We start from the raw sequence: 20,621 nt of genomic DNA, 5'->3' as shown, positions 1-20,621 counted from the left end.
TTATCCACAGGCGGCGGGCCGTCGGCATGACCAGCCGATAGTGTGGGCGCTCGTCCGAGACGCCTCGCCGCCACCAGCGGGCGCAGGAGTCCACCGCAGTCCATCGAACCGGGGCCCGTACCTCGATGTCCGTGCACAGTCACACGGCAGCCCAAGCGGCGGCTGCCCCAGCGGGGTCTGACCCGACCCGCCCGCCCGAGTTCCCGCGTCACGTGGTGACCGCGGTCCTCGTCTCCCACGACGGTGCCCGCTGGCTCCCCGACGCGCTCGCCGGGCTGCTCGGCCAGGAGCGCCCCGTCCAGTACGCGGTCGCGGCCGACACCGGCAGCGCGGACGACTCCGCCCAGCTGCTCACCGAGTCCCTCGGCGACGCCAACGTCGTGCACCTCGCCCGGCGCACCGGCTTCGGCCAGGCCGTCGAGGAGGCGGCCCGCACCGCGCCCGTCCTCACCCCGGATGAGCTGCCGTACCTGAAGCGGCCCAGCGGCTGGGACCCGGTCACCCGCCAGTGGCGCGACGACGCCTACGACATGCCCGAACTGCCCTACGGCGAACCGGTCCAGTGGCTGTGGCTGCTCCACGACGACTGCGCCCCCGAACCCGACGCCCTCGCCCAGCTGCTGCGGGTCGTCGACAACGAGCTGGAGCTGGGCCGCGACGACGTGGCGGTCGTCGGCCCCAAGCTGCGCGGCTGGTACGACCGCAGGCAGCTGCTGGAGGTCGGCGTCACCATCGCCAACTCCGGCCGCCGCTGGACCGGCCTGGACCGCCGCGAGCAGGACCAGGGACAGCACGACCACGTCCGGCCCGTGCTGTCCGTCTCCACCGCCGGCATGCTGATCCGCCGCGACGTCTTCGAGGAACTCGGCGGCTTCGACCGCCGGCTGCCCCTCATGCGCGACGACGTCGACCTGTGCTGGCGCGCGCACAACGCGGGACACCGCGTCCTGGTCGCCCCCGAAGCCGTCGTACGGCACGCCGAGGCCGCCTCCCGCGAGCGCCGCGCCGTCGACTGCGCGGGCCGTACCACCGCCTCCCCGCACAAGGTCGACAAGGCCGGCGCGGTCTACACCCTGCTCGTCAACGCCCGTACCGCCGCGCTGCCCTGGCTGCTGGTCCGGCTGGTCCTCGGCACCCTGCTGCGCACGGTCGCCTATCTCGTCGGCAAGGTCCCCGGACAGGCCATCGACGAGATCCGCGGCCTGCTCGGCACCCTGCTGCGGCCCGAGCGCATCATCGCGGGACGGGGCCGGCGCGGCCCCTCCCGGCTCGACAAGGGCGAGCTGCGCGCGCTGTTCCCGCCGCCCGGCGCCACCGTCCGGGCCACCGTCGAACAGGTCGCGGGCAACTTCTTCGGCGCCGACGACGAGATCTCCGCGGCCGGCCGGCACGGCGGCGCCGTCGAGTCCGGACCCGGCGGCGACGACGCCGACTTCCTGGAGATCGAGCAGTTCGCCCGCCTCAAGCGGATCGCCCGCAAACCGGGCCCGGTGCTCTTCCTGGCACTGCTCCTGATCTCGCTGGCCGCCTGCCGGGCCCTGCTCGGCAGCGGCGCGCTCGCGGGCGGCGCCCTGCTGCCCGCCCCGGGCAGTGCGGGCGCCCTGTGGTCGAGCTACCTCGACGCCTGGCACGCGGTCGGCGCCGGCGGCACCCCGGCCGCGCCGCCCTACCTCGCGATCGTCGCCTCGCTGGCCACCGTGCTGTTCGGCTCGACCGGACTCGCCGTGACCGTCCTGCTGGTCGCCTCCGTGCCGCTGGCCGGGTTCACCGCCTACTTCGCCTCCCGGCCGCTGGTCACCTCGCGGCTGCTGCGCGCCTGGGCGGCCGTCGCCTACGCCTTCCTGCCGGCCGCCACCGGCGCCCTCGCCGGCGGCCGGATCGGCACCGCCGTCCTCGCCATCCTGCTGCCGCTCATCGCCCGCGCGGGCGTCGCGGCCGGCGGCCTGGCGAACTCCTCCGGAGCCCGCGGCAGTTGGCGCGCCACCTGGGCATACGCGCTGCTGCTGACCATCACCACCGCGTTCACCCCCATCGTCTGGCCGATCGCCCTGGTCCTCGGCGTCGCCGTGCCGGCCGTCCGCCGCACCGACCTGGTCGCCTCCGGACTGCGGCTGCTGACCCAGCTCGGCACGCCGCTGCTGATCCTCGCCCCCTGGTCGCTGACCCTGCTGCCGTCCGGCTTCTTCAAGGAAGCCGGACTGGAGTACGGCGCCTCGGCGGCCTCCGCCCTCGACCTGCTCGGCGCCAGCCCGGGCGGCCCCGGCACGCTCGACGGCCTGATGCTCATCGGCATCGTCCTGGCCGCACTGGCCGCGCTGCTGCGCTCCGAGCGCCAGACCGCGATCCGCACCGCCTGGGCGGTCGCCCTGGTCGGCCTGGTCTTCGCGGTCCTGTCCAACAGCTCCGCCTGGGCGGGCCCGGCCACCCTCGTCTACGGCATCGCGATCCTGTCCGCCGCCGCGCTCGGCGCCGACGGCGCACGCTCGCGGGTCGCCGAGCAGAGCTTCGGCTGGCGCCAGCCGGTCGCCGCCCTGATCGCCTTCGCCTCCGCCGCGGGCCCACTGCTCCTCGCCGCCGGCTGGATGATCGCGGGCGCCGACGGCCCGGTCGAGCGCCGCAACCCCGCCCAGGTCCCCGCGTTCGTCGCCGAGGACAGCACCACCAGCGACCAGGTCCGCACCCTCGTCCTGGACAGCGACAGCACCGCACACGTGGACTACATGCTGGTACGCGGCGCCGGCGCCCGCATGGGAGACGCCGAGGCGGTCGCCGCCGACGGCGAGAACGCCAAGCTCGACAAGGTCGTCGCCAACCTGGTCGCAGGTTCCGGCGCCGACCAGGCCGACCAGCTCGGCGGGTTCGCGGTGCGCTACGTCCTCGTCCACAAGGGCGCCCCGCGCGACATCGCGCGCGTGCTGGACGCCACGCCCGGCCTGACCCGGCTCAGCCAGCAGGACGGCAGCGCCCTGTGGCGGGTCGACCAGCAGGTCGCCCGCGCGATGATCGTCTCCGCGAACGGCTCCGGCACCCCGGCCCCGGTCCCCGCCGGAGCCGTCGACATCCACACCACGATCCCGAGCGGCGCCGACGGCCGGATCCTGCGCCTGGCCGACACGGCCGCGCCCGGCTGGACGGCCACCCTGGACGGCAAGCCGCTCACCCGCACCACCGTCGACGGCTGGGCCCAGGGCTTCGCCCTGCCCTCCGCCGGCGGGAGACTGGACGTCACCTACGACACCCCGTTCACCCACACCGCCTGGCTGTGGGCCCAGGGCGCGCTCGCCGTCGTCCTGACCGTCCTCGCCCTGCCCGGCCGCCGCCGCGACGTCGACGACGACCTCCCCGAGGAGGAGCCGATCCCCGCCCAGGCCACCGAGGGCGAGGGCCGCCGCGCCCGCCGTCTGCGCGCCCAGGCCGAGGCCGAGGAGGAGGCGGCCCCGCCGGACGAGGACACCGGCCACCCGGCCGCCGTCCCGGAGGCGGCGGCACAGGAGCAGACTCCGGCCGCGGTCCCGCCGCAGCAGTCCTACGACGAGTGGGACCCCGCCTCCTACCCCCAGGCCGACGGCTACCACACCGGCTACGCCGACCCGTACCAGAACGCCGGCCAGTACCAGCAGGGCTACGACCAGCAGACCTACGACCCGTACCAGACCGGCCAGTACGACCCGTACGGCTACGGCGGGCAGCAGGGGCAGGGGACGTACGACCCGACGTACCAGCAGGGCTACGACCCCGCCTACGACCCGGCCGCCCAGCAGCACCACGGCACCGGCGGCGAGCACCATGACGGGAGCCAGCAGTGAACCGCACCACCCTCTCCCTGTTCGCCGGTACGACCGCGCTCGCGGCGGTCACCGGGTTCGCCGTGCTCGACCAGCCGGCCACGTCCTCCGCGCACACCGCCGAGGCGGCCGCCCAGCTGCCCGTGGAGCGCACCAGCCTGCTGTGCCCGGCACCGAGCCTGTCCGACATCGCCGACACCTCGTACACGTCGTTCACGCCCGTCACCAAGGGCACCACGAACGACGGCAAGGCCGAACTCCAGGCGGCCACCGAGCAGTCGGTTGGCGGCAACGGCAACGGCAACGGCAGTGGCAGCGGCGGCAAGAAGAAGACCGCCAAGCCGGTCCTGACGCCGAAGGCGCCCGGGACGCCGGCCACCGGGGACACCTCGGGCGCCGACGGGCCCGCCTACGTCGGTACGGCCGAGGGCAGGTACGCGCCCGGCTGGACGGTGCAGGAGACCACCGAGGTCGCCGCCGGCACCGGACGCGGCCTCCAGGGGGTCAACTGCACCGGCGCCGACACCGACTTCTGGTTCCCCGGCGCCTCCACCGCCGCCGGCCGCACCGACTACGTGCACCTCACCAACCCCGACGACAGCGCCGCCGTGGTCGACGTCGAGCTGTACGGCAAGGACGGCCAGCTCAAGTCGACGGTGGGGGAGGGCATCACGGTCCAGCCGCACGCCAGCGAGCCGGTCCTGCTGTCCACCCTCAGCGCCGAGCGGCAGACCGACCTGACCGTGCACGTGAACGTGCGCAGCGGACGGGTCGGCGCGAGCGTGCAGGCCCTGGACGACAAGAGCGGCGGCGACTGGCTGGCCGCCTCCGCCGACCCGGCGGGCAGCCTGGTGCTGCCGGGCATCCCCAAGGACGCCACCGACGTCCGGCTGATCGCCTTCACCCCCGGCGACTCCGACGCCGACCTGAAGGTGCGCCTGGCCTCCCCGGACGGCCTGATCACCCCGGCCGGCAACGAGACGCTGCACGTGAAGGCCGGCATGACCACCGCGACCGACCTGGGCCCCGTCACGCGCGGCGAGGCGGGCTCCATCGTCCTCACGCCCACCGACCAGTCGGTGCCGGTGGTGGCCGCGCTGCGGGTCACCCGCGGCAAGGGCGCCAAGCAGGAGACCGCGTACATCCCGGCGACCGCGCCGGTCGGCACGCGCGCGACGTCCGCCGACAACAGCGGCAAGGGCACCACGCTCTCCCTGACCGCCCCCACCGGCACCGCGCAGGTGAAGGTCACGGCGTCGGCGGGCAGCGAGGGCGGCACGGCCGTGTCCAAGACGTTCACGATCAAGTCGGGCACCACCCAGGACGTCGACGCCCCCGTCCCGTCCGGCCTGAAGGGCACCTACGCGCTGACCGTGGAGGCGCTCTCCGGCGGCCCGGTCTACGGCGCCCGCACCCTGGCGGCCACCGAGGAGGGCGTCCCGGGCTTCACGATCCAGACCCTCCCGGACGACCGCGGCACGGTCGCCGTACCGGTGGCGGACCAGGACGTGGCGGTGCTGCAGAAGTAGACCGGTGCTGGGATCACAGCACCAGCTCGGCCACTTCCGTCACCTCCTCGGGGGTCATGTGTGACCAGGTCGGCAGCCACATGGCGGTGCTGGAGACCGTTGAGGCGACGGGGCAGGGCCGTGGGGCGTACCGGCGGTACAGCGGCAGATCGGACAGGGCCGGCCAGACAGCCCGGGCGTCGACGCCGTTGCGCCGGGCCCGGTGCACGGCGGCGTCGCGCTCGTCGGAGGTGACGCAGTACAGCCAGCAGGACGGCGACGCCCATGACGCTTTCGGCCGTGGCAGGAACCCGTGGCCGGCGAGGTGGGCGTCGTAGAGCCGAGCGGCCGCGAGCCGGCCGGTCACCAGTTCGTCCCAGCGTGCCACCTGAGCCGCACCCACGGCAGCGGTCAGGTTGGTCATCCTGCCGTTGCGTCCGACCACTTGGTGGCGGTATCCGTCCCCCGCCCGCATACCGTGATGCGCGATGAGGCGGACCCGGTCGGCAAGTTCCGGATCGTCGGTGAGGACGGCTCCGCCTTCGCCGGAGGTGATGACCTTGTTCGCGTGGAAGCTGAAGACCGACGCCGTTCCGAAGGCGCCCGCGGTCCCGTCGGCGGTCCGTGCTCCGTGGGCCTGGGCCGCGTCTTCGACGATCGGCGGACCGAGTTCGGTGAGGCGTCGGTAGTCGCATGGATGGCCCATGAGGTCGACGGCGACGACGGCTTTGGTCCGGGGCGTCAGCAGCGCGGAGACCGCCTCGGGGGCGATGGTCCAGCTCTCCGGGTCGATGTCACAGAGAACCGGTGTGGCTCCCACGCTCAGCACCGCGGCCGCGGGAGCCGCGAAGGTGAGCGCGGGAACGACGACTTCGTCCCCGGGACCGACGCCGAGTGCGGAGAGGAGTATTTCCAGGGCCGTGGTGCCGCTGGAGAGGGCCGTTGCGGACAGTCTGCCGGTGCGTTGTTCCAGCGCTCGCTCGAAGACGTCGACGTAGGGACCCGTACCGGATATCCACCCCGATGCCATCGCTTCCCTGACGTTCTCGGACTCCTGGCCGCCCAGCGTCGGCTGGGACAACGGGAACCTCATGCCGGCCCACCTCGCACCCGCTCGCCAGTCGATGATCACTGCGGTGTTGCGTCGCCCACGACCGAAGCGGCGACCACCCGTTCGCCGGAAGTGATCACACCCGCGGCGCCGAGGATGTCGGCGAGGCTCACGGCGAGCGGTGTGGAGGCTCGCCATCCTGTCCGTGACCAGGTCTTCCTGGTGTCACCGATCAGGCTCGGCGCGTCGGCGCCGCGATGCAGAGCGGGGTCCTGCCGGTACCGCAACCGAGGGTCCACGAGAGAGATCATCGTCTCGACGACGGTGCGGACCGGGACGCCGATCCCGGAGCACAGGTTGTAGACCTCGCCCGGGCTGCCACGTTCCATCAGCACACGGAGGCCGCGCACCGCGTCCCGGACGTCCAGGTAGTCCCGTCGAGCGTCCAGGTTTCCCACGTCGATGCGGGCACCGCCGGACCGCTTGGCGGCCGCCAAGCGGCGGGTCAGGGCGGGGACCAGGTAGTCCGCTCCCTGCGCGGGCCCGATCACGTTGAAGGGCCGTACGACGATCGTCGCCAGCCCGTTCCTGGTCAGGTAGTGGTGTGCCATCGATTCGACGGCCAGTTTGCTCGCTCCGTACGGCGAGACCGGCGCGGGCACCCGCTCCTCGTCGATCGGCGAGTCCAGGCGGGACCCGTCGAACACGCTTGCACTGCTCATGACGATGGTTCTGGCGCTGGGGCAGGCGGACCGTACGGCCCGGAGGAGCGAGAGGGTGCCCCAGGCATTGGTGAGCCACGTCCCTGCGGGGTCCTCCCACGACCGCCGGACGCTGGCCTGGGCTGCCAGGTGGTAGACGCGCGTCGGCCTGACCTCGTCCAGTACCCGCGTCAGTCGTGCGGTGTCGTTGATGTCACAGTGCGGCAGGTCGATCTCTGTCACCTCCTCGTTCATGGAACGCAGGAGAGCGCACAACTGAGAGCCGATGAAGCCCGAGGCCCCGGTGACGACAACTCTCATCGCAAGGTACTCGGCAAGATCATGTCTCTCCAGACGCTGCTCGTCGAGCGGGCTGGAATCATAGAGGGCCGCTACCGCACCTGGTCAACAGGGCATTGACGAAGCGGGGTTGAGTAGTCGTCAAAGCACCCGATCCGCTTGCCGAGCCGATACCTTCGAAACGGATCGTCGCTCGCCGCCGCGGCTGCCGGAGGAGTCTGCAGTGGACCATCAGTTGGCCGTGCTCACCGATATCGGCGATGTGCCCGAGCCGCCCACCGCCGACCGGCTTCGCATCAGTGGTTGCTCGGTCGTCGTCCATTTCGCGCATCGGCTGACCGAGGGGTCGGACTTCCCGGAGGCCTTCACGGGCGGAGGTCTGCGCGAAATCGAGGACGACCGCTCCTACCAGAGCAAGGTGAGGCCTGGTTCCGGGCTGATGTACTCCGCCCTCTTCGACGCCGGGACCCTGCCGGCGGCACTCGCGAGGATCGTCGGCAGCGGTCACTCCGCCGGACTGCGGCAGGCTGCGGTGACGCTGGGCGGCGAGTACGTGGTGACGGCCCTGCCCCTGCTCCTTTCCGTTCCTGGACCGATCACGCAGGAAGCGGCTGTGATCGAACTGTCCTCCCCTCTGACGATCGACACGCTCCTCCGTTTCGTCTCCTTGCTGGGCGACCCGGACATCGCCCGGATCCTCGCCGAGCAGTCTGCCGAGGAACTGGCGCGAGCCGCCGGACTGGCACGCGACGACATCGACAGGACGTGGCTCGTGGAGGGCTCCATCGCTGTCCAGGTGTGGAATCTCGACGGGACCCAGAACCGGGCCACCGGGGATCTGTACAGGGGTGTGGAGGAATCCGCCGACTACGCCTGGGAGATATCCGCGCTGCTCTCCTACGCGACCGACCATCTGCTGGAGGACCTCGACCTCGGGCCCAGCCCCGAGGCCTCCGTCATCCCGGTGCTGGACCGCATCGCGAAGGCCGTCGGGAAGACTCCGGACTCGTTGACGGTGTCCACTCATTCCGTCGCTTCCAAACCGATGCACAGCACTCTGATCGAACTCATGCGAGGACAGGGGAGTGAGGTGCTCGTCCCCGAGCGTGTCACCGTCGAGCCGCCGTACCTCCTGTCACTCATCGGGCTGAGCCGGCCCCGGATCGACACCATGATCGGTGCCATCGGTCTGTCGGAACTGGTCTTCGCCGCCGGCCTGATCGATCTGATCGCGCCTGATCTCGGCTTCACCTTCCGTCTCGCCTCGATCGCGGGCCCACGGGCGGAGCCGGACCTGACGAATCTTGACGCTTTGTTCAACTTTTCCGAAGATGAGGAGATTGCCCTCCGGGGGGCCGGCTGGGACAAGGACCGCCCCTACACGAGCAAAGATCTGGTGCGACCGGGAACCAGCCGGGCGTCCGCGCTGTTCGCTGTCACGGACAATCCCGCCCTCGGGGTCAGCGGGCCACGGCCCGACGAGGAGGGCGTGGTCCATGTGGAGGGGTTCCTGGTAAAGCCGGGCGCAAGGGTCGGCAGAATCAAGCTCGGCTACCGGCGATGAGTTCCCGGCCGGCGACGAGCACGAAGAGAAGGATTGCGCATTGGAACCGTCGACTCGCATCGTGGTGTTCGACCTGGACGACACCCTCGCCCTCTCCAAGGCGAAGATCACTCCCAGGATGGCCGACTGTTTGATGCGTCTCCTGGCCCAGCGGCACGTCTGCATCATCTCGGGCGGCCGGTACGAACAGTTCCAGACCCAGGTGCTGGAGGAGTTGCCGCTCACGGCCGACCTCGCGAAGCGACTCCACCTGATGCCGACGTGCGGTACGCGCTACCTCCGCTGGGAGTCGGACGGCTGGCAGGACATCTACTGCGAGAACCTCACCGAGGAGGAGAAGTCCCTCATCGTCGGTGTGCTCACCGAAGGGGCGAAGGCACTCGGGCTCTGGGCGGAGGACACCTGGGGCGAGGTGATCGAGGACCGGGGCAGCCAGGTCACCTTCTCGGCGCTGGGGCAGCAGGCCCCCCATCAGGCGAAGGCCGCCTGGGACCCCGACGGGTCGCGGCGCAGGGCGCTGCGGGAGTACACCGCGAAGCGCCTGCCCGACCTGGAGGTCCGTAGCGGTGGCTCCACCTCCATCGACGTGACCAAGAAGGGCATCGACAAGGCCTACGGCATGCAGCGGCTGCTGGAGTACCTGGACCTGCGGGTGGAAGAGGTCCTCTTCATCGGGGACCGGCTCGACGAGGGCGGGAACGACTACCCCGTCAGGGAGATGGGCGTGCCGTGTGTCGCCGTCACCGGCTGGGAGCAGACGGCCGACTACATCGACACTCTCCTCAATACGGACGTCGATCGCCCTGTCCTCCCGCTCCTGGCGCCGCTGGACCTGCGGTGACCGAACCCTGGCCAGGCCGGCGCCCGTCCGGTGGGCCGGAGGGCTGGGAACAGCTCTCCCGGACCACGGTGTACGAGGCGCACGGCCGATCCATGGTGGAAGCGAGGTACCGTCTGCCGTCCGGTGAGCAGGCCACGTTCAGTCTTCGTGAGGACCGGCCGAGCGTCGCGGTTCTCGCCCTCACCACAACGGACGAGGTCCTCGTCACCAGACAGTTCCGGCCCGGCCCCGGGCGATTCCTGTTCGAATTGCCCGGCGGATATGTGGATGCGGGTGAGACACCACTGGACGCCGCGAAGCGCGAACTGCTGGAGGAGACCGGGTACGGCGGCGACCTTGAGGTGGTGGGGCACTGTTTCGCCGATTCGTACAGTTCGTCCATGAAGTTCTGTGCGATCGGCCGGGCCTGCGCCCCGCGAAGTCGTCCGGACCCGGAGGGCACCGAGTTCATCGAGGTGCTGAGCGTCCGCCCGCAGCAACTCCGTGAGCTGCTGCGGGCCGGGGACGTCACCGACGTCGACCTGGCGTACCTGGGCTTGGACGCGCTGGGTCTGCTGTGACCTGCGGCGCGCCCACGCCGACGGACAGCGCGGAGATCGGAATGCTCAGTCCTCGCCGTACCGGGGATCCACCGTCTCCGGGGTGAGCCCGAGCAGCTCGGCGACCTGTTCGACGACGACCTCGTGCACCAGCGCGGCCCGCTCGTCACGCCCCTTGGTGCGGATCTCGACCGGCCGCCGGTAGACCACCACGCGCGCCCGGCGTCCCTCACGCGCCGGTATGACACCGCCCAGCGGTACCGCCTCGTCGCTCCAGGCCTCGCCGTGCCGGTCCTGGAGCCGGGGTACTTCCAGCACCAGGAAGTCGATGTCGGCCAGCTGCGGCCAGCGCCGCTCCAGGCGCTCCACGGAGTCCTGCACCAGATCCGCGAACACGTCGGCGCGGCTCGCGGCCAGCGGCACCTGAGGCGGTGCGATCGGCCCGCGCATCCCCCGACCGTGGCGATCGCGTCGACGAGGCCCGGGGCCGGCGGCACGGGGCGGTACACGGTTGTCCATCACTGCTGAAGCGTAGTCCTCATGGGCGCCGCCCGCGCCGTTCCACGCACCGACAGCGCTCCGGCACCGCCCCGGCGGCACCTCGCAGGGTGGCCGATCCGGCCAAGGTCGGGCTCGTTTCCGTATCTCTACAAGTCCGACGAGCTCAAGGCAATTGACGGTGTTTGTACCGGATCATGACCGGATGCGGCGCTGCCCGGTATTTCGGACGGCCCCGTCAACGCAGGTCAGCAAGGTATGTCAGAAGGGGCGTGTGGGGCGTTTCACACTACGACACGGGGGAGTGACCTGGGGGAGAGTCGTCGCGGCCCGCTCAAGAGTGCGGTACCGTCCAACGTCGTGAGCCCTGTACGTCGCTGTTCGCGAACCGCCTGCGGCCGACCCGCCGTCGCGACGCTGACGTACGTCTACGCCGACTCGACCGCGGTCCTCGGCCCGCTCGCCACCTACGCCGAACCCCACTGCTACGACCTGTGCGCCGAGCACTCCGAGCGCCTCACCGCCCCGCGCGGCTGGGAGGTCGTCCGGCTCCTCGACGGCTCCGCCCCCGCACGGCCGAGCGGTGACGACCTGGAAGCGCTCGCCAACGCGGTGCGCGAGGCGGCCCGCCCCCAGGAGCGGGCGGCGGAGGCGGGCGGCGGCGGACGCGGCGCGGACCCCCGGGAGGTCGCGCGACGCGGCCATCTGCGGGTACTGCGTTCGCCGGACAACTGACGTCCGGGTAATTCCCTTCCCGTTCGGCGTGGTTGGTCTCCGCTCGCGCCCCGTCGACCCCGGAACCGGGAAGCGGCGCGCTGCCCTCAGCGGTCGGGACGGCCAGGCAAGGGCCTCATACCGGGACGCCGCCCCCGGCTCCCCGCCAACTCCGACCTATCACTCTCACCGGCGGTACGCTGACCAGGCACATCCGCTGACGTCCAGCCCCGCCAGAAACGCCCCCGAAGGGAAACCCCATGCCGCTCGAAGCCGGCCTCCTGGAGATCCTCGCCTGCCCGGCCTGCCACGCCCCCCTCGAGGAGCAGGACGCCGAGCTGATCTGCACCGGCCAGGACTGCGGCCTGGCGTACCCGGTCCGCGACGGGATCCCCGTCCTCCTCGTCGACGAGGCCCGCCGCCCGGCGTAGGCAAGCCCCCCCCACAACCGCACAGGACCAAGGACCAGGACCCCGGGACCGGAGGCCGCTCCCATGCTCGACGAATCGCTGCTCGACACCCCGGAGGGCCTCGCCGAGGCCGACCGCCGAGGTCTGCTGCGCGGCGCGGCCGAGGCGGGCGCCCGCGTCCGTACCGCGGCCCGGCACGCCACCGAGGCCGGCGTCCAGGGGCTCAAGCCGGACGGCCGTCCCCGTGCCGTCCTGATCGCGGGTCCCGGCGTCGCCGCCACCCACGCCGCCGACCTCCTCGGCAGCCTGGCCGGACCCGGCAGCCCCGTCATCCGCCTCGCCGCCACCGGAGTCGCCCCGGCGGCGGGCGCCCTGCGCTGGGAACTCCCCGGTTGGGCCGGCTCGGTCGACCTGCTGCTGATCGCCACCCCGGACGGCGCCGAACCCAGCCTCTCCCTCCTCGCCGACCAGGCCTACCGCCGTGGCTGCTCGGTAGCCGCCGTGGCCCCCGTCGGCACCCCGCTCGCGGAGGCCGTGGCCGGCGCCCACGGCATGTTCCTGCCGATGGCGACCGCCCCCTACGACCACGGTGAGCCGCTGGCCGGCTCCTCCCCGGGCGTCCTGTGGGCGCTGCTCACCCCCCTGCTCGCGCTCCTCGACCGCATCGGCCTGGTCAACGCACCGCCGGAAGCCCTGGACAAGGTCGCCGACCGCCTCGACCACGTCGCCGAACGCTGCGGACCGGCCATCGTGACCTACAGCAACCCCGCCAAGACCCTCGCCGCGGAACTCGCCGACGCGCTCCCGGTGGTCTGGACCGAGGGCGACTCGGCCGGTCCCGCCGGCCGCCGCTTCGCCGCCGCCCTCGCCGAACTGGCCGGCCGTCCCGCCCTGGTCGCCGAGCTCCCCGAGGCCCTGGCCGCGCACAACGCCCTGCTCGCCGGACCGCTCGCCGCCAGCGCCGACCCCGACGACTTCTTCCGCGACCGCGTGGACGAGCCGCCCGCGCTGCACGCGCGCGTGGTGCTGCTCCGGGACCGCCCCCTCGGCGGCCTCACCGCCGCACCCGCCGCCCGCGACCTCGCGCTGAGCCACGACACCCCGATCAGCGAACTGGAACCCGAGGCGGGCGAGGAGCTGGAGACCCTGGCGGAACTGATCGCCGTCACGGATTTCGCCGCCGTTTACCTCGCGCTCGCTTCGGGAGCCTGAGGTGGACACCGGCACCGGGCCCGCCGCAGGAAGGGCGACGTGAACGTCGTACCGGAGGCGAACGGGTGGCGGAACGCACGGTGAACACGTAAGTCCCGCCGCGCCGTTGCCCGCGCTCACCGCAGTACGCACAGAGAACCGGCAGAGAGAAGCCATGGACCGCCTCGACAACACCGTCCGCCCCTACGCCTGGGGCTCCCCGACCGCCATCCCGAAGCTGCTCGGGGTCGAGCCGAGCGGCGAGCCGCAGGCGGAGATGTGGATGGGCGCACACCCCGGCGCGCCCTCGCGCACCGCGCGCGGCACCCTCGTCGAGGTCATCGACGCGGACCCCAAGGCCGAACTGGGCGAGGCCGCCGTGGCGAAGTTCGGCCCGCGGCTGCCCTTCCTGCTCAAGATCCTCGCCGCCGGCGCCCCGCTCTCCCTCCAGGTGCACCCCGACCTGGAACAGGCCAGGGAGGGTTACGAGGACGAGGAGCGGCGCGGCATCCCCGTCGACGCCCCGCACCGCAACTACAAGGACGCCAACCACAAGCCCGAACTGATCTGCGCGCTCACCGAGTTCGACGGCCTGTGCGGCTTCCGCGCCCCGGAGCAGGCCGCGGCACTCCTCGAAGCCCTCGGCATCGACTCCCTCAAGCCGTACGCCGACGCACTGCGCGCCCACCCCGAAGAGGGGGCGCTGCGCGAGGTCCTCACCGCGATCCTCACCGCGGACCCCGAGGAGATGGCCCACACGGTCGCCGAGGCCACCGCCGCCTGCACCCGCCTCGGCGGCGACCACGCCCCCTACGCCGCCATCGCCCACCACTACCCGGGCGACCCCGGTGTGATCGCCGCGATGCTCCTCAACCACGTCCGCCTCCAGCCCGGCGAGGCGCTCTTCCTCGGCGCCGGCATCCCGCACGCCTACCTCGACGGCCTCGGCGTCGAGATCATGGCCAACTCGGACAACGTCCTGCGCTGCGGCCTGACCCCCAAGCACGTCGACGTCCCCGAACTGCTGCGGGTCGTCCGCTTCGAGGCGAGCGACCCGGGCGTGCTGCGCCCCGAGGCCGCCCCGGACGGCGAGGAGGTCTACGAGACCCCGATCGACGAGTTCCGGCTCTCCCGGTACGTCCTGCCGCAGGGCGCCGCCGCCCACGACCTGACCCTGCCGACCCCGCAGATCCTGCTCTGCACGGCCGGTACGGTCCGCGCGGGTGAGTACGACCTCGCCCCGGGGCAGTCGGTGTTCGTGCCGGCGGCCGAGAAGGCCGAAGTGTCCGGCCCGGGCACGGTGTTCCGCGCCACGGTCATCGTCTGAGCCGCACCGCACGGCCGGTCGGAATGTCCTACCGGGGGTGTGGATACCTGACGAACCGGCTCCGGGCAGGGCTGCAAGAATGACCCACCGGCAAAGCACGGGCAAAGACGAGCACCGAAGGGACCACGCGGACACATGAGCGCGTCAGGCGGCAGCAAGGCGATCGTGGCGGCACTCGGCGCCAACCTCGCGATCGCGGCATCGAAGTTCGTGGCGTTCGCCTTCAGCGGCTCCTCGTCGATGCTCGCCGAGGGCGTCCACTCGCTCGCCGACTCCGGCAACCAGTTCCTGCTGCTCATCGGCGGCAAGAGAGCCCAGCGCGAGGCGACCCCGCAACACCCCTTCGGCTACGGCCGCGAGCGCTACATCTACGCCTTCCTGGTCTCGATCGTCCTCTTCTCCGTCGGCGGCATGTTCGCCATCTACGAGGGCTACGAGAAGATCAGCCACCCGCACGCGGTGGAGCACTGGTACTGGCCGGTCGGCGTCCTCGTCTTCGCGATAATCGCCGAGGGCTTCTCCTTCAAGACGGCCATCAAGGAGTCCAACGAACTGCGCGGCAAGCTGTCCTGGTCGCAGTTCATCCGCCGCGCCAAGGCCCCGGAGCTGCCCGTCGTCCTCCTGGAGGACTTCGGCGCCCTCATCGGCCTGGTCCTCGCCCTCGGCGGCGTCGGTCTCGCCCTGCTCACCGGCGACGGCGTCTGGGACGGCGTCGGCACCGTGTGCATCGGTGTCCTGCTCGTCATGATCGCCCTCGTCCTGGCCGCCGAGACCAAGTCCCTCCTGCTCGGCGAGGCCGCCGGCATCGAAGAGGTCAAGAAGATCGAAGCCGCGATCGTCGACGGCGACACCGTCACCGGCATCATCCACATGCGCACGCTCCACCTCGGCCCCGAGGAACTCCTCGTCGCCGCCAAGATCGCCGTTCAGCACGACGACACGGCCACCGAGGTCGCGACCGCCATCGACGCCGCCGAGTCCCGCATCCGTGCCGCCGTCCCCATCGCCCGCGTGATCTACCTGGAACCCGACATCTACAGCGAGGCCGAAGCCGCCAAGGGCCCCGACCCGGAGGCCACCCCCGGCGGCCCCAACCCCCACCCCGCCGGGCACTGAGCCTCCCGATCCCCCGCCCGTATCCCGCACCCCGGCCCCGCTCCCGACCCCGGAACGGCGCGAACTGTTCGGGCTGGACTGGGGGCGGCCCGCCGCTCCGGTGTAGCTTGGGACGGAGCCAGACGTCGCTGCTGATGGCGGTCGGGCGGTCCGCAAGCGGGCCGGCCGAGGGAGAGAGGGCCTCCGACGGACTGCGCTGCGCGTACGCGGGCATGCCTGTGTCCTCCTTCGGGCACCCCTGTGTCCGCCGCCGCGCAGACCAGCCGTATCCACCCTCGTCCCAACCCCGAGGAGCAGCTCGCATGACGACTGTCGACAACCGACAGGACTTCAAGGTCGCCGACCTCTCCCTGGCCGACTTCGGCCGCAAGGAGATCACCCTCGCCGAGCACGAGATGCCCGGCCTGATGTCGATCCGCAAGGAGTACGCCGACGCCCAGCCGCTGGCCGGCGCCCGCGTCACCGGCTCCCTGCACATGACCGTGCAGACCGCCGTCCTCATCGAGACCCTCGTCGCCCTGGGCGCGCAGGTCCGCTGGGCGTCCTGCAACATCTTCTCCACCCAGGACCACGCGGCCGCCGCCATCGCCGTCGGCCCGAACGGCACGCCCGACAACCCGCAGGGCGTCCCCGTCTTCGCCTGGAAGGGCGAGACCCTGGAGGAGTACTGGTGGTGCACCGAGCAGGCGCTGACCTGGCCGGACAGCCCCACCGGCGGCCCCAACATGATCCTCGACGACGGCGGTGACGCCACCCTCCTCGTCCACAAGGGCGTCGAGTACGAGAAGGACGGCAAGGTCCCGTCCGTCGACACCGCCGAGTCCGACGAGCACCGCGTCATCCTGGAACTCCTGCACCGCACCATCACGGACGGTTCGCAGAAGTGGACCCAGCTGGCCTCCGAGATCCGCGGCGTGACCGAGGAGACCACCACCGGCGTCCACCGCCTGTACGAGATGCAGCGCGACGGCCAGCTCCTGTTCCCGGCGATCAACGTCAACGACGCCGTCACCAAGTCGAAGTTCGACAACAAGTACGGCTGCCGCCACTCCCTGATCGACGGCATCAACCGCGCCACCGACGTCCTGATCGGCGGCAAGACCGCGGTCGTCTGCGGTTACGGCGACGTGGGCAAGGGCTGCGCGGAGTCCCTGCGCGGCCAGGGCGCCCGCGTGATCATCACCGAGATCGACCCGATCTGCGCCCTCCAGGCCGCCATGGACGGCTACCAGGTCACGACCCTCGACGAGGTCATCGACAAGGCCGACATCTTCGTCACCACGACCGGCAACAAGGACATCATCATGGCCTCGGACATGGCCAAGATGAAGCACCAGGCCATCGTCGGCAACATCGGCCACTTCGACAACGAGATCGACATGGCCGGCCTCGCCAAGATCCCCGGCATCGTCAAGGACGAGGTCAAGCCGCAGGTCCACACCTGGACCTTCCCCGACGGCAAGGTGATCATCGTTCTCTCCGAGGGCCGTCTGCTGAACCTGGGCAACGCCACCGGCCACCCCTCGTTCGTGATGTCCAACTCCTTCGCGGACCAGACGCTGGCCCAGATCGAGCTGTTCACCAAGCCCGACGAGTACCCGGTGGGCGTCTACACGCTGCCCAAGCACCTCGACGAGAAGGTCGCCCGCCTGCACCTCGACTCGCTCGGCGTGAAGCTCACGACGCTGCGCCCCGAGCAGGCCGCGTACATCGGTGTGAAGGTCGAGGGCCCGTACAAGTCGGACCACTACCGCTACTGAGACACCGCCGCTGAAGCTCACCGAGGCAGGCCCCCGCACCCCCGTGCCGGGGGCCTGCCCCTTTCCACCGGAGCCTCAGCCGGGCCTCAGCCCGTCAAGACCCAGGACCCCCATGCCCCGCGGCCGCTATTCGCTCCACGATCCGCACGATCACACCCCCCTCGGCGAAGAACACTTCCAGTGCGCCCCCGGCCCCTCCGGCTGGCGTTACGTCTCCCAGGTGACCACCCCCTCCGGTGACCACAGCGGTTCGGTCGATCTCGCCCTCGACGACCTCGGCCGCCCCATCCGCCTCGAACTCCACGCCGGGAGCTGGCAGGTGCGCGGCGCCGCCCTCGACGGCGTCACCTGGGTCCGCACCGACCCCACCGGCACTCATGCCACCGAAGGCAATGTGCGCGCCCACGCCTTCACCGGCACGTCCCCCGCGTTCCTGGTCGCCACCGCCCGCCTGCTGCGCCTCACCCCCTCCGCCGCCGCGACCCGCGTACGCCTCGTGGCCTTCACGGACCCGGTGCTCGCCCCACGCACCGTGGACCAGTCCTGGGCCCTGCTGAGAAGAGAAGCACACGCCACTGACAACGGCCCGCTGACCGTGGACGAATACCAGGTCACAGCCCTGGACACCGGCGAGCGGCACGCCGTGCACCTCGCCGGCGACGTGGTGCTGGCAGCCCCCGGGATCGAACTGGAGGACCTGCAGTCACCCCCGTCCGCCTTCGACGACTGAGCGGGAGCGAGCGAGCGGACCGGCTGTGCCTAGGCCGGCGGCACGAACCCGGTGGACGGCCGCTCGGCCGCCGGGGCGGGCGGGGCCACAGACGCGGAGGCCCGGGCCTGGTCCCCCGGCTGGGCAGGGGCCGACCCGGCCCGATCGGGCGAGGGGGGCGCGGGGACCCAAGGCGTCGGAGGGGCGTAACCGGCAGCGGCACCGGCAGCACCGGGCTCCGCGGGGCCGTATCCGACGGGCGTGCCGTATCCGACGGGCGCGCCGGGCATCGTGGGGCCCTGGCCGGCGAAGGCCCGCCGGGCCTCGCGGGCTTGGCGCTCCTGCACCACCGCCGCGAGAAAAGCGGCCGGCGGCACGTCCTGCGGCGCCGGAGTACCCGTCCGGTTCGCCAGATCGGCCGCGAGCTGCCCGGCCATCGCCCAGGAGACCTGCGGATCCAGCTGCTGCATCCGCGTCAGGTACTGCCGGACGGCGAGCCACAGCCCGTCCGGTACGGCCGACAGGTCCAGCTCGGTGAAACGTCCCGCCAGCCAGGGCGGGGGCGGCGGAACGAAGCGGGTCTGCCCGACGGGCACCCGCTCCCGTACCACCAGGGTCCCGGCGAAGACGTCCCCGAGCCGCCGACCGCGCGCCGACACCAGCGAGGCGATACACGCGACGACCCCGAACGTCATCAGGATCTCCACCACACCGAGAGCGCCACGCACCAGCGCATGCCGGAACCGAATCGGCCCGCCGTCATCGCGTACGACCCGCAGCCCGCACGCCAGCTTCCCGAGCGAACGCCCGTGACTCAGCGTCTCCACCGCGATCGGCGCACCCACCAGCAGCAACAGGAAGGCCGCGATCGACAGCGCGGTCTGCGCGGCCTCGTCCAGCGAGGCCGTGGCCGCGACCAGTCCCGTTGTCGCCCCGATGTACACGGCCATGACCACGACCAGGTCGAGCAGCACCGCCAGCGCCCTGCTGGGCAGCCTCGCGGGACGCAGTTCGAGCGCCACCGCCTCGCCCGTCACCAGCTCACTCACGCCCGCCGCCTTCCCCTGGTCTGCCTTGTACAGCGCAAGTCTGCCAAGCTGAGCCCACATCGCGCCGCAGTACGACAAGCCGACAGCTACGACAGGCAGCCGACGACCAGCCGAGGAGCAGGCAGACCCGATGGACCTCGATGTCTTCGTCTCCACACACCGAGCCGAATGGGACCGCCTGGACGCCCTCCTGCGCCGTCAGCGGCGTCTCGACGGCGCGGAGGCCGACGAACTCGTCTCCCTCTACCAGCGCACCGCCACGCACCTGTCCCTCATCCAGTCCAGCGCGCCCGATCCGCAGCTCACCGGACGTCTCAGCCAACTCGTGGCACGAGCGCGCAGCGCCGTGGCGGGAACCCGCCGTGCGTCCTGGCGCGATGTCACCCGCTTCCTGGGACAGGGCTTCCCGGCGGCCGTCTACCGCTCCCGCCGCTGGTGGGTGCCCACCGCGCTCATATCCACGGCCGTCGCGATCCTGCTGGGCTGGTGGATCGGAACCCACCCGGACGTGCAGTCGACCATCGCCGCCCCCGGCCAGCTCCGCGAGCTGACCCGTCCCGGCGGTGAGTACGAGACCTACTACTCCAGCCATCCCGCGGCCTCCTTCGCGGCCCAGGTGTGGACGAACAACGCGCAGGCCGCCGCGATGTGCCTGGTCCTCGGCGTCTTCCTCGGCCTGCCGGTCCTCTGGATCCTGCTGGAGAACATGCTCAACCTGGCCGTGGGGTTCGGCCTGATGTCCTCTGTGGGCCGTCTCGACACCTTCCTGGGCCTGGTCCTCCCGCACGGGCTGCTCGAACTCACTGCGGTCTTCGTCGCCGCGGGGACCGGACTGCGTCTCGGGTGGACCCTCATAGACCCCGGCCCGCGCAGCCGCCGTACGGCTCTGGCGGAGGAGGGCCGCGCGGCCGTGGGCATGGCGATCGGCCTGGCCCTGGTCCTGTTCGTCTCCGGCGCCATCGAAGGGTTCGTCACCCCGTCCGGCCTGCCGACGTGGGCCCGCATAGGCATTGGAATCGTGGCTGAGCTGGCCTTCCTGGCCTACGTCTTCGTCCTCGGTGGCCGCGCCGCCCGGGCGGGTGAGACGGGTGACCTCGGGGAGACCGAGCGCAGCGCGTCCCTCCCCACGGCCGCCTGATGTGCGGAGAGCTCCCGTGAGCTGCTAGTCTCCTCTTCGCTCCGGAAAACCTGTTGACACGGGTTGGGTGGGGAGGTAGATTCAAACAGTTGCCTAGAACTGGACAAGTTCAGGGCCGATCGTTAGAATCGATCTGCTTCACAACGGAGAGTCTCTCCGAACATCGAAGCAAACTCCGATGTACTCAGAAATGAGTGGCCGGTCAGACCGGTCAGGAACTTCTGATAAAGTCGGAAAAGCTGAAAGGCAAAGGCCCTCCAGCGGCCACCGGAAATGAATTCCGACCGGAAACGGAACGGGAAACGGATCTGGTAAGGTTGGAAACACCGAAGGGAAGCCCGGAGGAAAGCCCGAGAGGGTGAGTACAAAGGAAGCGACCGTTCCTTGAGAACTCAACAGCGTGCCAAAAGTCAACGCCAG

The 20,621-nt window shown here is 71.5% G+C and carries 18 protein-coding genes; 13 read left to right on the top strand and 5 right to left on the bottom strand.

What is annotated here, in order from left to right; genetic code table 11:
* The first annotated feature begins 125 nt into the window (after positions 1-125).
* Positions 126-3,806, top strand: a complete 3,681-nt coding sequence (locus ACZ3KP_RS13935) for a glycosyltransferase family 2 protein (protein ID WP_467499317.1) — start codon at positions 126-128, stop codon at positions 3,804-3,806.
* Entirely contained in the window at positions 3,803-5,314 is a 1,512-nt protein-coding gene (locus tag ACZ3KP_RS13930) for a DUF5719 family protein (RefSeq protein ID WP_467499315.1), read from the top strand. The genes ACZ3KP_RS13935 and ACZ3KP_RS13930 overlap by 4 nt, the downstream gene beginning before the upstream one ends.
* A gap of 13 nt (positions 5,315-5,327) precedes the next feature.
* Here ACZ3KP_RS13930 and ACZ3KP_RS13925 read toward each other — a convergent pair whose 3' ends face one another.
* Together ACZ3KP_RS13925 and ACZ3KP_RS13920 are read right to left on the bottom strand one after the other, a co-directional pair.
* On the bottom strand, positions 5,328-6,386 hold the full coding sequence (locus tag ACZ3KP_RS13925) for a DegT/DnrJ/EryC1/StrS family aminotransferase (RefSeq protein ID WP_467499313.1): 1,059 nt from the start codon (positions 6,384-6,386) through the stop codon (positions 5,328-5,330).
* A 35-nt stretch (positions 6,387-6,421) separates the two neighbouring features.
* Positions 6,422-7,366, bottom strand: a complete 945-nt coding sequence (locus ACZ3KP_RS13920) for a GDP-mannose 4,6-dehydratase (protein ID WP_467499311.1) — start codon at positions 7,364-7,366, stop codon at positions 6,422-6,424.
* Between the two features lie 214 nt (positions 7,367-7,580).
* On the opposite strand from ACZ3KP_RS13920, the gene ACZ3KP_RS13915 reads away from it, so the two are divergent.
* The 3 genes from ACZ3KP_RS13915 (at position 7,581) to ACZ3KP_RS13905 (ending at position 10,310) form a co-directional block, all read left to right on the top strand.
* Complete coding sequence (locus ACZ3KP_RS13915; protein ID WP_467499309.1) at positions 7,581-8,909, top strand: hypothetical protein; 1,329 nt, start codon at positions 7,581-7,583, stop codon at positions 8,907-8,909.
* 40 nt (positions 8,910-8,949) lie between these two features.
* On the top strand, positions 8,950-9,750 hold the full coding sequence (locus ACZ3KP_RS13910; RefSeq protein WP_467499307.1) for an HAD-IIB family hydrolase: 801 nt from the start codon (positions 8,950-8,952) through the stop codon (positions 9,748-9,750).
* A 92-nt stretch (positions 9,751-9,842) separates the two neighbouring features.
* Positions 9,843-10,310, top strand: coding sequence for an NUDIX hydrolase (locus tag ACZ3KP_RS13905; RefSeq protein WP_467499305.1), 468 nt, complete (start codon positions 9,843-9,845; stop codon positions 10,308-10,310).
* Between the two features lie 45 nt (positions 10,311-10,355).
* Here ACZ3KP_RS13905 and ACZ3KP_RS13900 read toward each other — a convergent pair whose 3' ends face one another.
* On the bottom strand, positions 10,356-10,808 hold the full coding sequence (locus ACZ3KP_RS13900; RefSeq protein WP_467500249.1) for a metallopeptidase family protein: 453 nt from the start codon (positions 10,806-10,808) through the stop codon (positions 10,356-10,358).
* 237 nt (positions 10,809-11,045) lie between these two features.
* Between ACZ3KP_RS13900 and ACZ3KP_RS13895 the strand changes: the two genes are divergently transcribed.
* The 7 genes from ACZ3KP_RS13895 to ACZ3KP_RS13865 all read left to right on the top strand — a co-directional run bounded on the left by ACZ3KP_RS13895 (position 11,046) and on the right by ACZ3KP_RS13865 (position 18,035).
* A complete protein-coding gene (locus tag ACZ3KP_RS13895) occupies positions 11,046-11,522 on the top strand; it encodes a DUF3499 domain-containing protein (protein ID WP_358977296.1) in 477 nt (158 codons plus the stop codon).
* 239 nt (positions 11,523-11,761) lie between these two features.
* Complete coding sequence (locus tag ACZ3KP_RS13890; protein ID WP_078633688.1) at positions 11,762-11,932, top strand: Trm112 family protein; 171 nt, start codon at positions 11,762-11,764, stop codon at positions 11,930-11,932.
* A gap of 63 nt (positions 11,933-11,995) precedes the next feature.
* Positions 11,996-13,123, top strand: a complete 1,128-nt coding sequence (locus ACZ3KP_RS13885) for an SIS domain-containing protein (protein WP_467499302.1) — start codon at positions 11,996-11,998, stop codon at positions 13,121-13,123.
* Between the two features lie 154 nt (positions 13,124-13,277).
* Positions 13,278-14,429 (top strand): mannose-6-phosphate isomerase, class I, encoded by a 1,152-nt coding sequence (gene manA, locus ACZ3KP_RS13880; RefSeq protein WP_467499300.1) that lies wholly within the window; start codon positions 13,278-13,280, stop codon positions 14,427-14,429.
* A gap of 135 nt (positions 14,430-14,564) precedes the next feature.
* A complete protein-coding gene (locus ACZ3KP_RS13875; protein ID WP_467499298.1) occupies positions 14,565-15,545 on the top strand; it encodes a cation diffusion facilitator family transporter in 981 nt (326 codons plus the stop codon).
* Positions 15,546-15,847: 302 nt separating this feature from the next.
* Positions 15,848-17,305 carry an adenosylhomocysteinase gene (gene ahcY, locus ACZ3KP_RS13870; protein ID WP_358977304.1) on the top strand — a complete coding sequence of 486 codons (1,458 nt, stop codon included), beginning with the start codon at positions 15,848-15,850 and terminating at the stop codon, positions 17,303-17,305.
* Positions 17,306-17,417: 112 nt separating this feature from the next.
* On the top strand, positions 17,418-18,035 hold the full coding sequence (locus tag ACZ3KP_RS13865) for a hypothetical protein (protein WP_358977306.1): 618 nt from the start codon (positions 17,418-17,420) through the stop codon (positions 18,033-18,035).
* 29 nt (positions 18,036-18,064) lie between these two features.
* On the opposite strand, the gene ACZ3KP_RS13860 is transcribed toward ACZ3KP_RS13865, so the two are convergent.
* Positions 18,065-19,063, bottom strand: coding sequence for an RDD family protein (locus tag ACZ3KP_RS13860; RefSeq protein ID WP_467499295.1), 999 nt, complete (start codon positions 19,061-19,063; stop codon positions 18,065-18,067).
* Positions 19,064-19,193: 130 nt separating this feature from the next.
* Here ACZ3KP_RS13860 and ACZ3KP_RS13855 point away from each other — a divergent pair, with 130 nt between their 5' ends.
* Positions 19,194-20,201: a stage II sporulation protein M gene (locus ACZ3KP_RS13855; RefSeq protein WP_467499293.1), complete on the top strand. Its 1,008-nt coding sequence runs from the start codon at positions 19,194-19,196 to the stop codon at positions 20,199-20,201.
* A 138-nt stretch (positions 20,202-20,339) separates the two neighbouring features.
* Here ACZ3KP_RS13855 and ACZ3KP_RS13850 read toward each other — a convergent pair.
* On the bottom strand, positions 20,340-20,621 hold a 282-nt coding region (locus ACZ3KP_RS13850), incomplete at its 5' end, for a hypothetical protein (protein WP_467499291.1).

This window comes from Streptomyces sp. NPDC020958 (genome assembly GCF_055562175.1).
The sequence above is the reverse complement of the archived record's forward strand: the minus strand, read 5'-3'. Positions and strand labels throughout refer to the sequence as shown.

Excerpts from the sequence above, each read along its gene's own strand:
- ACZ3KP_RS13925 (WP_467499313.1), bottom strand. The coding sequence starts at position 6,386 with ATGAGGTTCCCGTTGTCCCAGCCGACGCTGGGCGGCCAGGAGTCCGAG.
- ACZ3KP_RS13920 (WP_467499311.1), bottom strand. The coding sequence starts at position 7,366 with ATGAGAGTTGTCGTCACCGGGGCCTCGGGCTTCATCGGCTCTCAGTTG.
- ACZ3KP_RS13895 (WP_358977296.1), top strand. The coding sequence starts at position 11,046 with ATGTCAGAAGGGGCGTGTGGGGCGTTTCACACTACGACACGGGGGAGT.
- ACZ3KP_RS13905 (WP_467499305.1), top strand. The coding sequence starts at position 9,843 with ATGGTGGAAGCGAGGTACCGTCTGCCGTCCGGTGAGCAGGCCACGTTC.
- ACZ3KP_RS13865 (WP_358977306.1), top strand. The coding sequence starts at position 17,418 with ATGCCCCGCGGCCGCTATTCGCTCCACGATCCGCACGATCACACCCCC.
- ACZ3KP_RS13890 (WP_078633688.1), top strand. The coding sequence starts at position 11,762 with ATGCCGCTCGAAGCCGGCCTCCTGGAGATCCTCGCCTGCCCGGCCTGC.
- manA (WP_467499300.1), top strand. The coding sequence starts at position 13,278 with ATGGACCGCCTCGACAACACCGTCCGCCCCTACGCCTGGGGCTCCCCG.
- ACZ3KP_RS13900 (WP_467500249.1), bottom strand. The coding sequence starts at position 10,808 with ATGGACAACCGTGTACCGCCCCGTGCCGCCGGCCCCGGGCCTCGTCGA.
- ACZ3KP_RS13875 (WP_467499298.1), top strand. The coding sequence starts at position 14,565 with ATGAGCGCGTCAGGCGGCAGCAAGGCGATCGTGGCGGCACTCGGCGCC.
- ahcY (WP_358977304.1), top strand. The coding sequence starts at position 15,848 with ATGACGACTGTCGACAACCGACAGGACTTCAAGGTCGCCGACCTCTCC.
- ACZ3KP_RS13885 (WP_467499302.1), top strand. The coding sequence starts at position 11,996 with ATGCTCGACGAATCGCTGCTCGACACCCCGGAGGGCCTCGCCGAGGCC.
- ACZ3KP_RS13855 (WP_467499293.1), top strand. The coding sequence starts at position 19,194 with ATGGACCTCGATGTCTTCGTCTCCACACACCGAGCCGAATGGGACCGC.
- ACZ3KP_RS13935 (WP_467499317.1), top strand. The coding sequence starts at position 126 with ATGTCCGTGCACAGTCACACGGCAGCCCAAGCGGCGGCTGCCCCAGCG.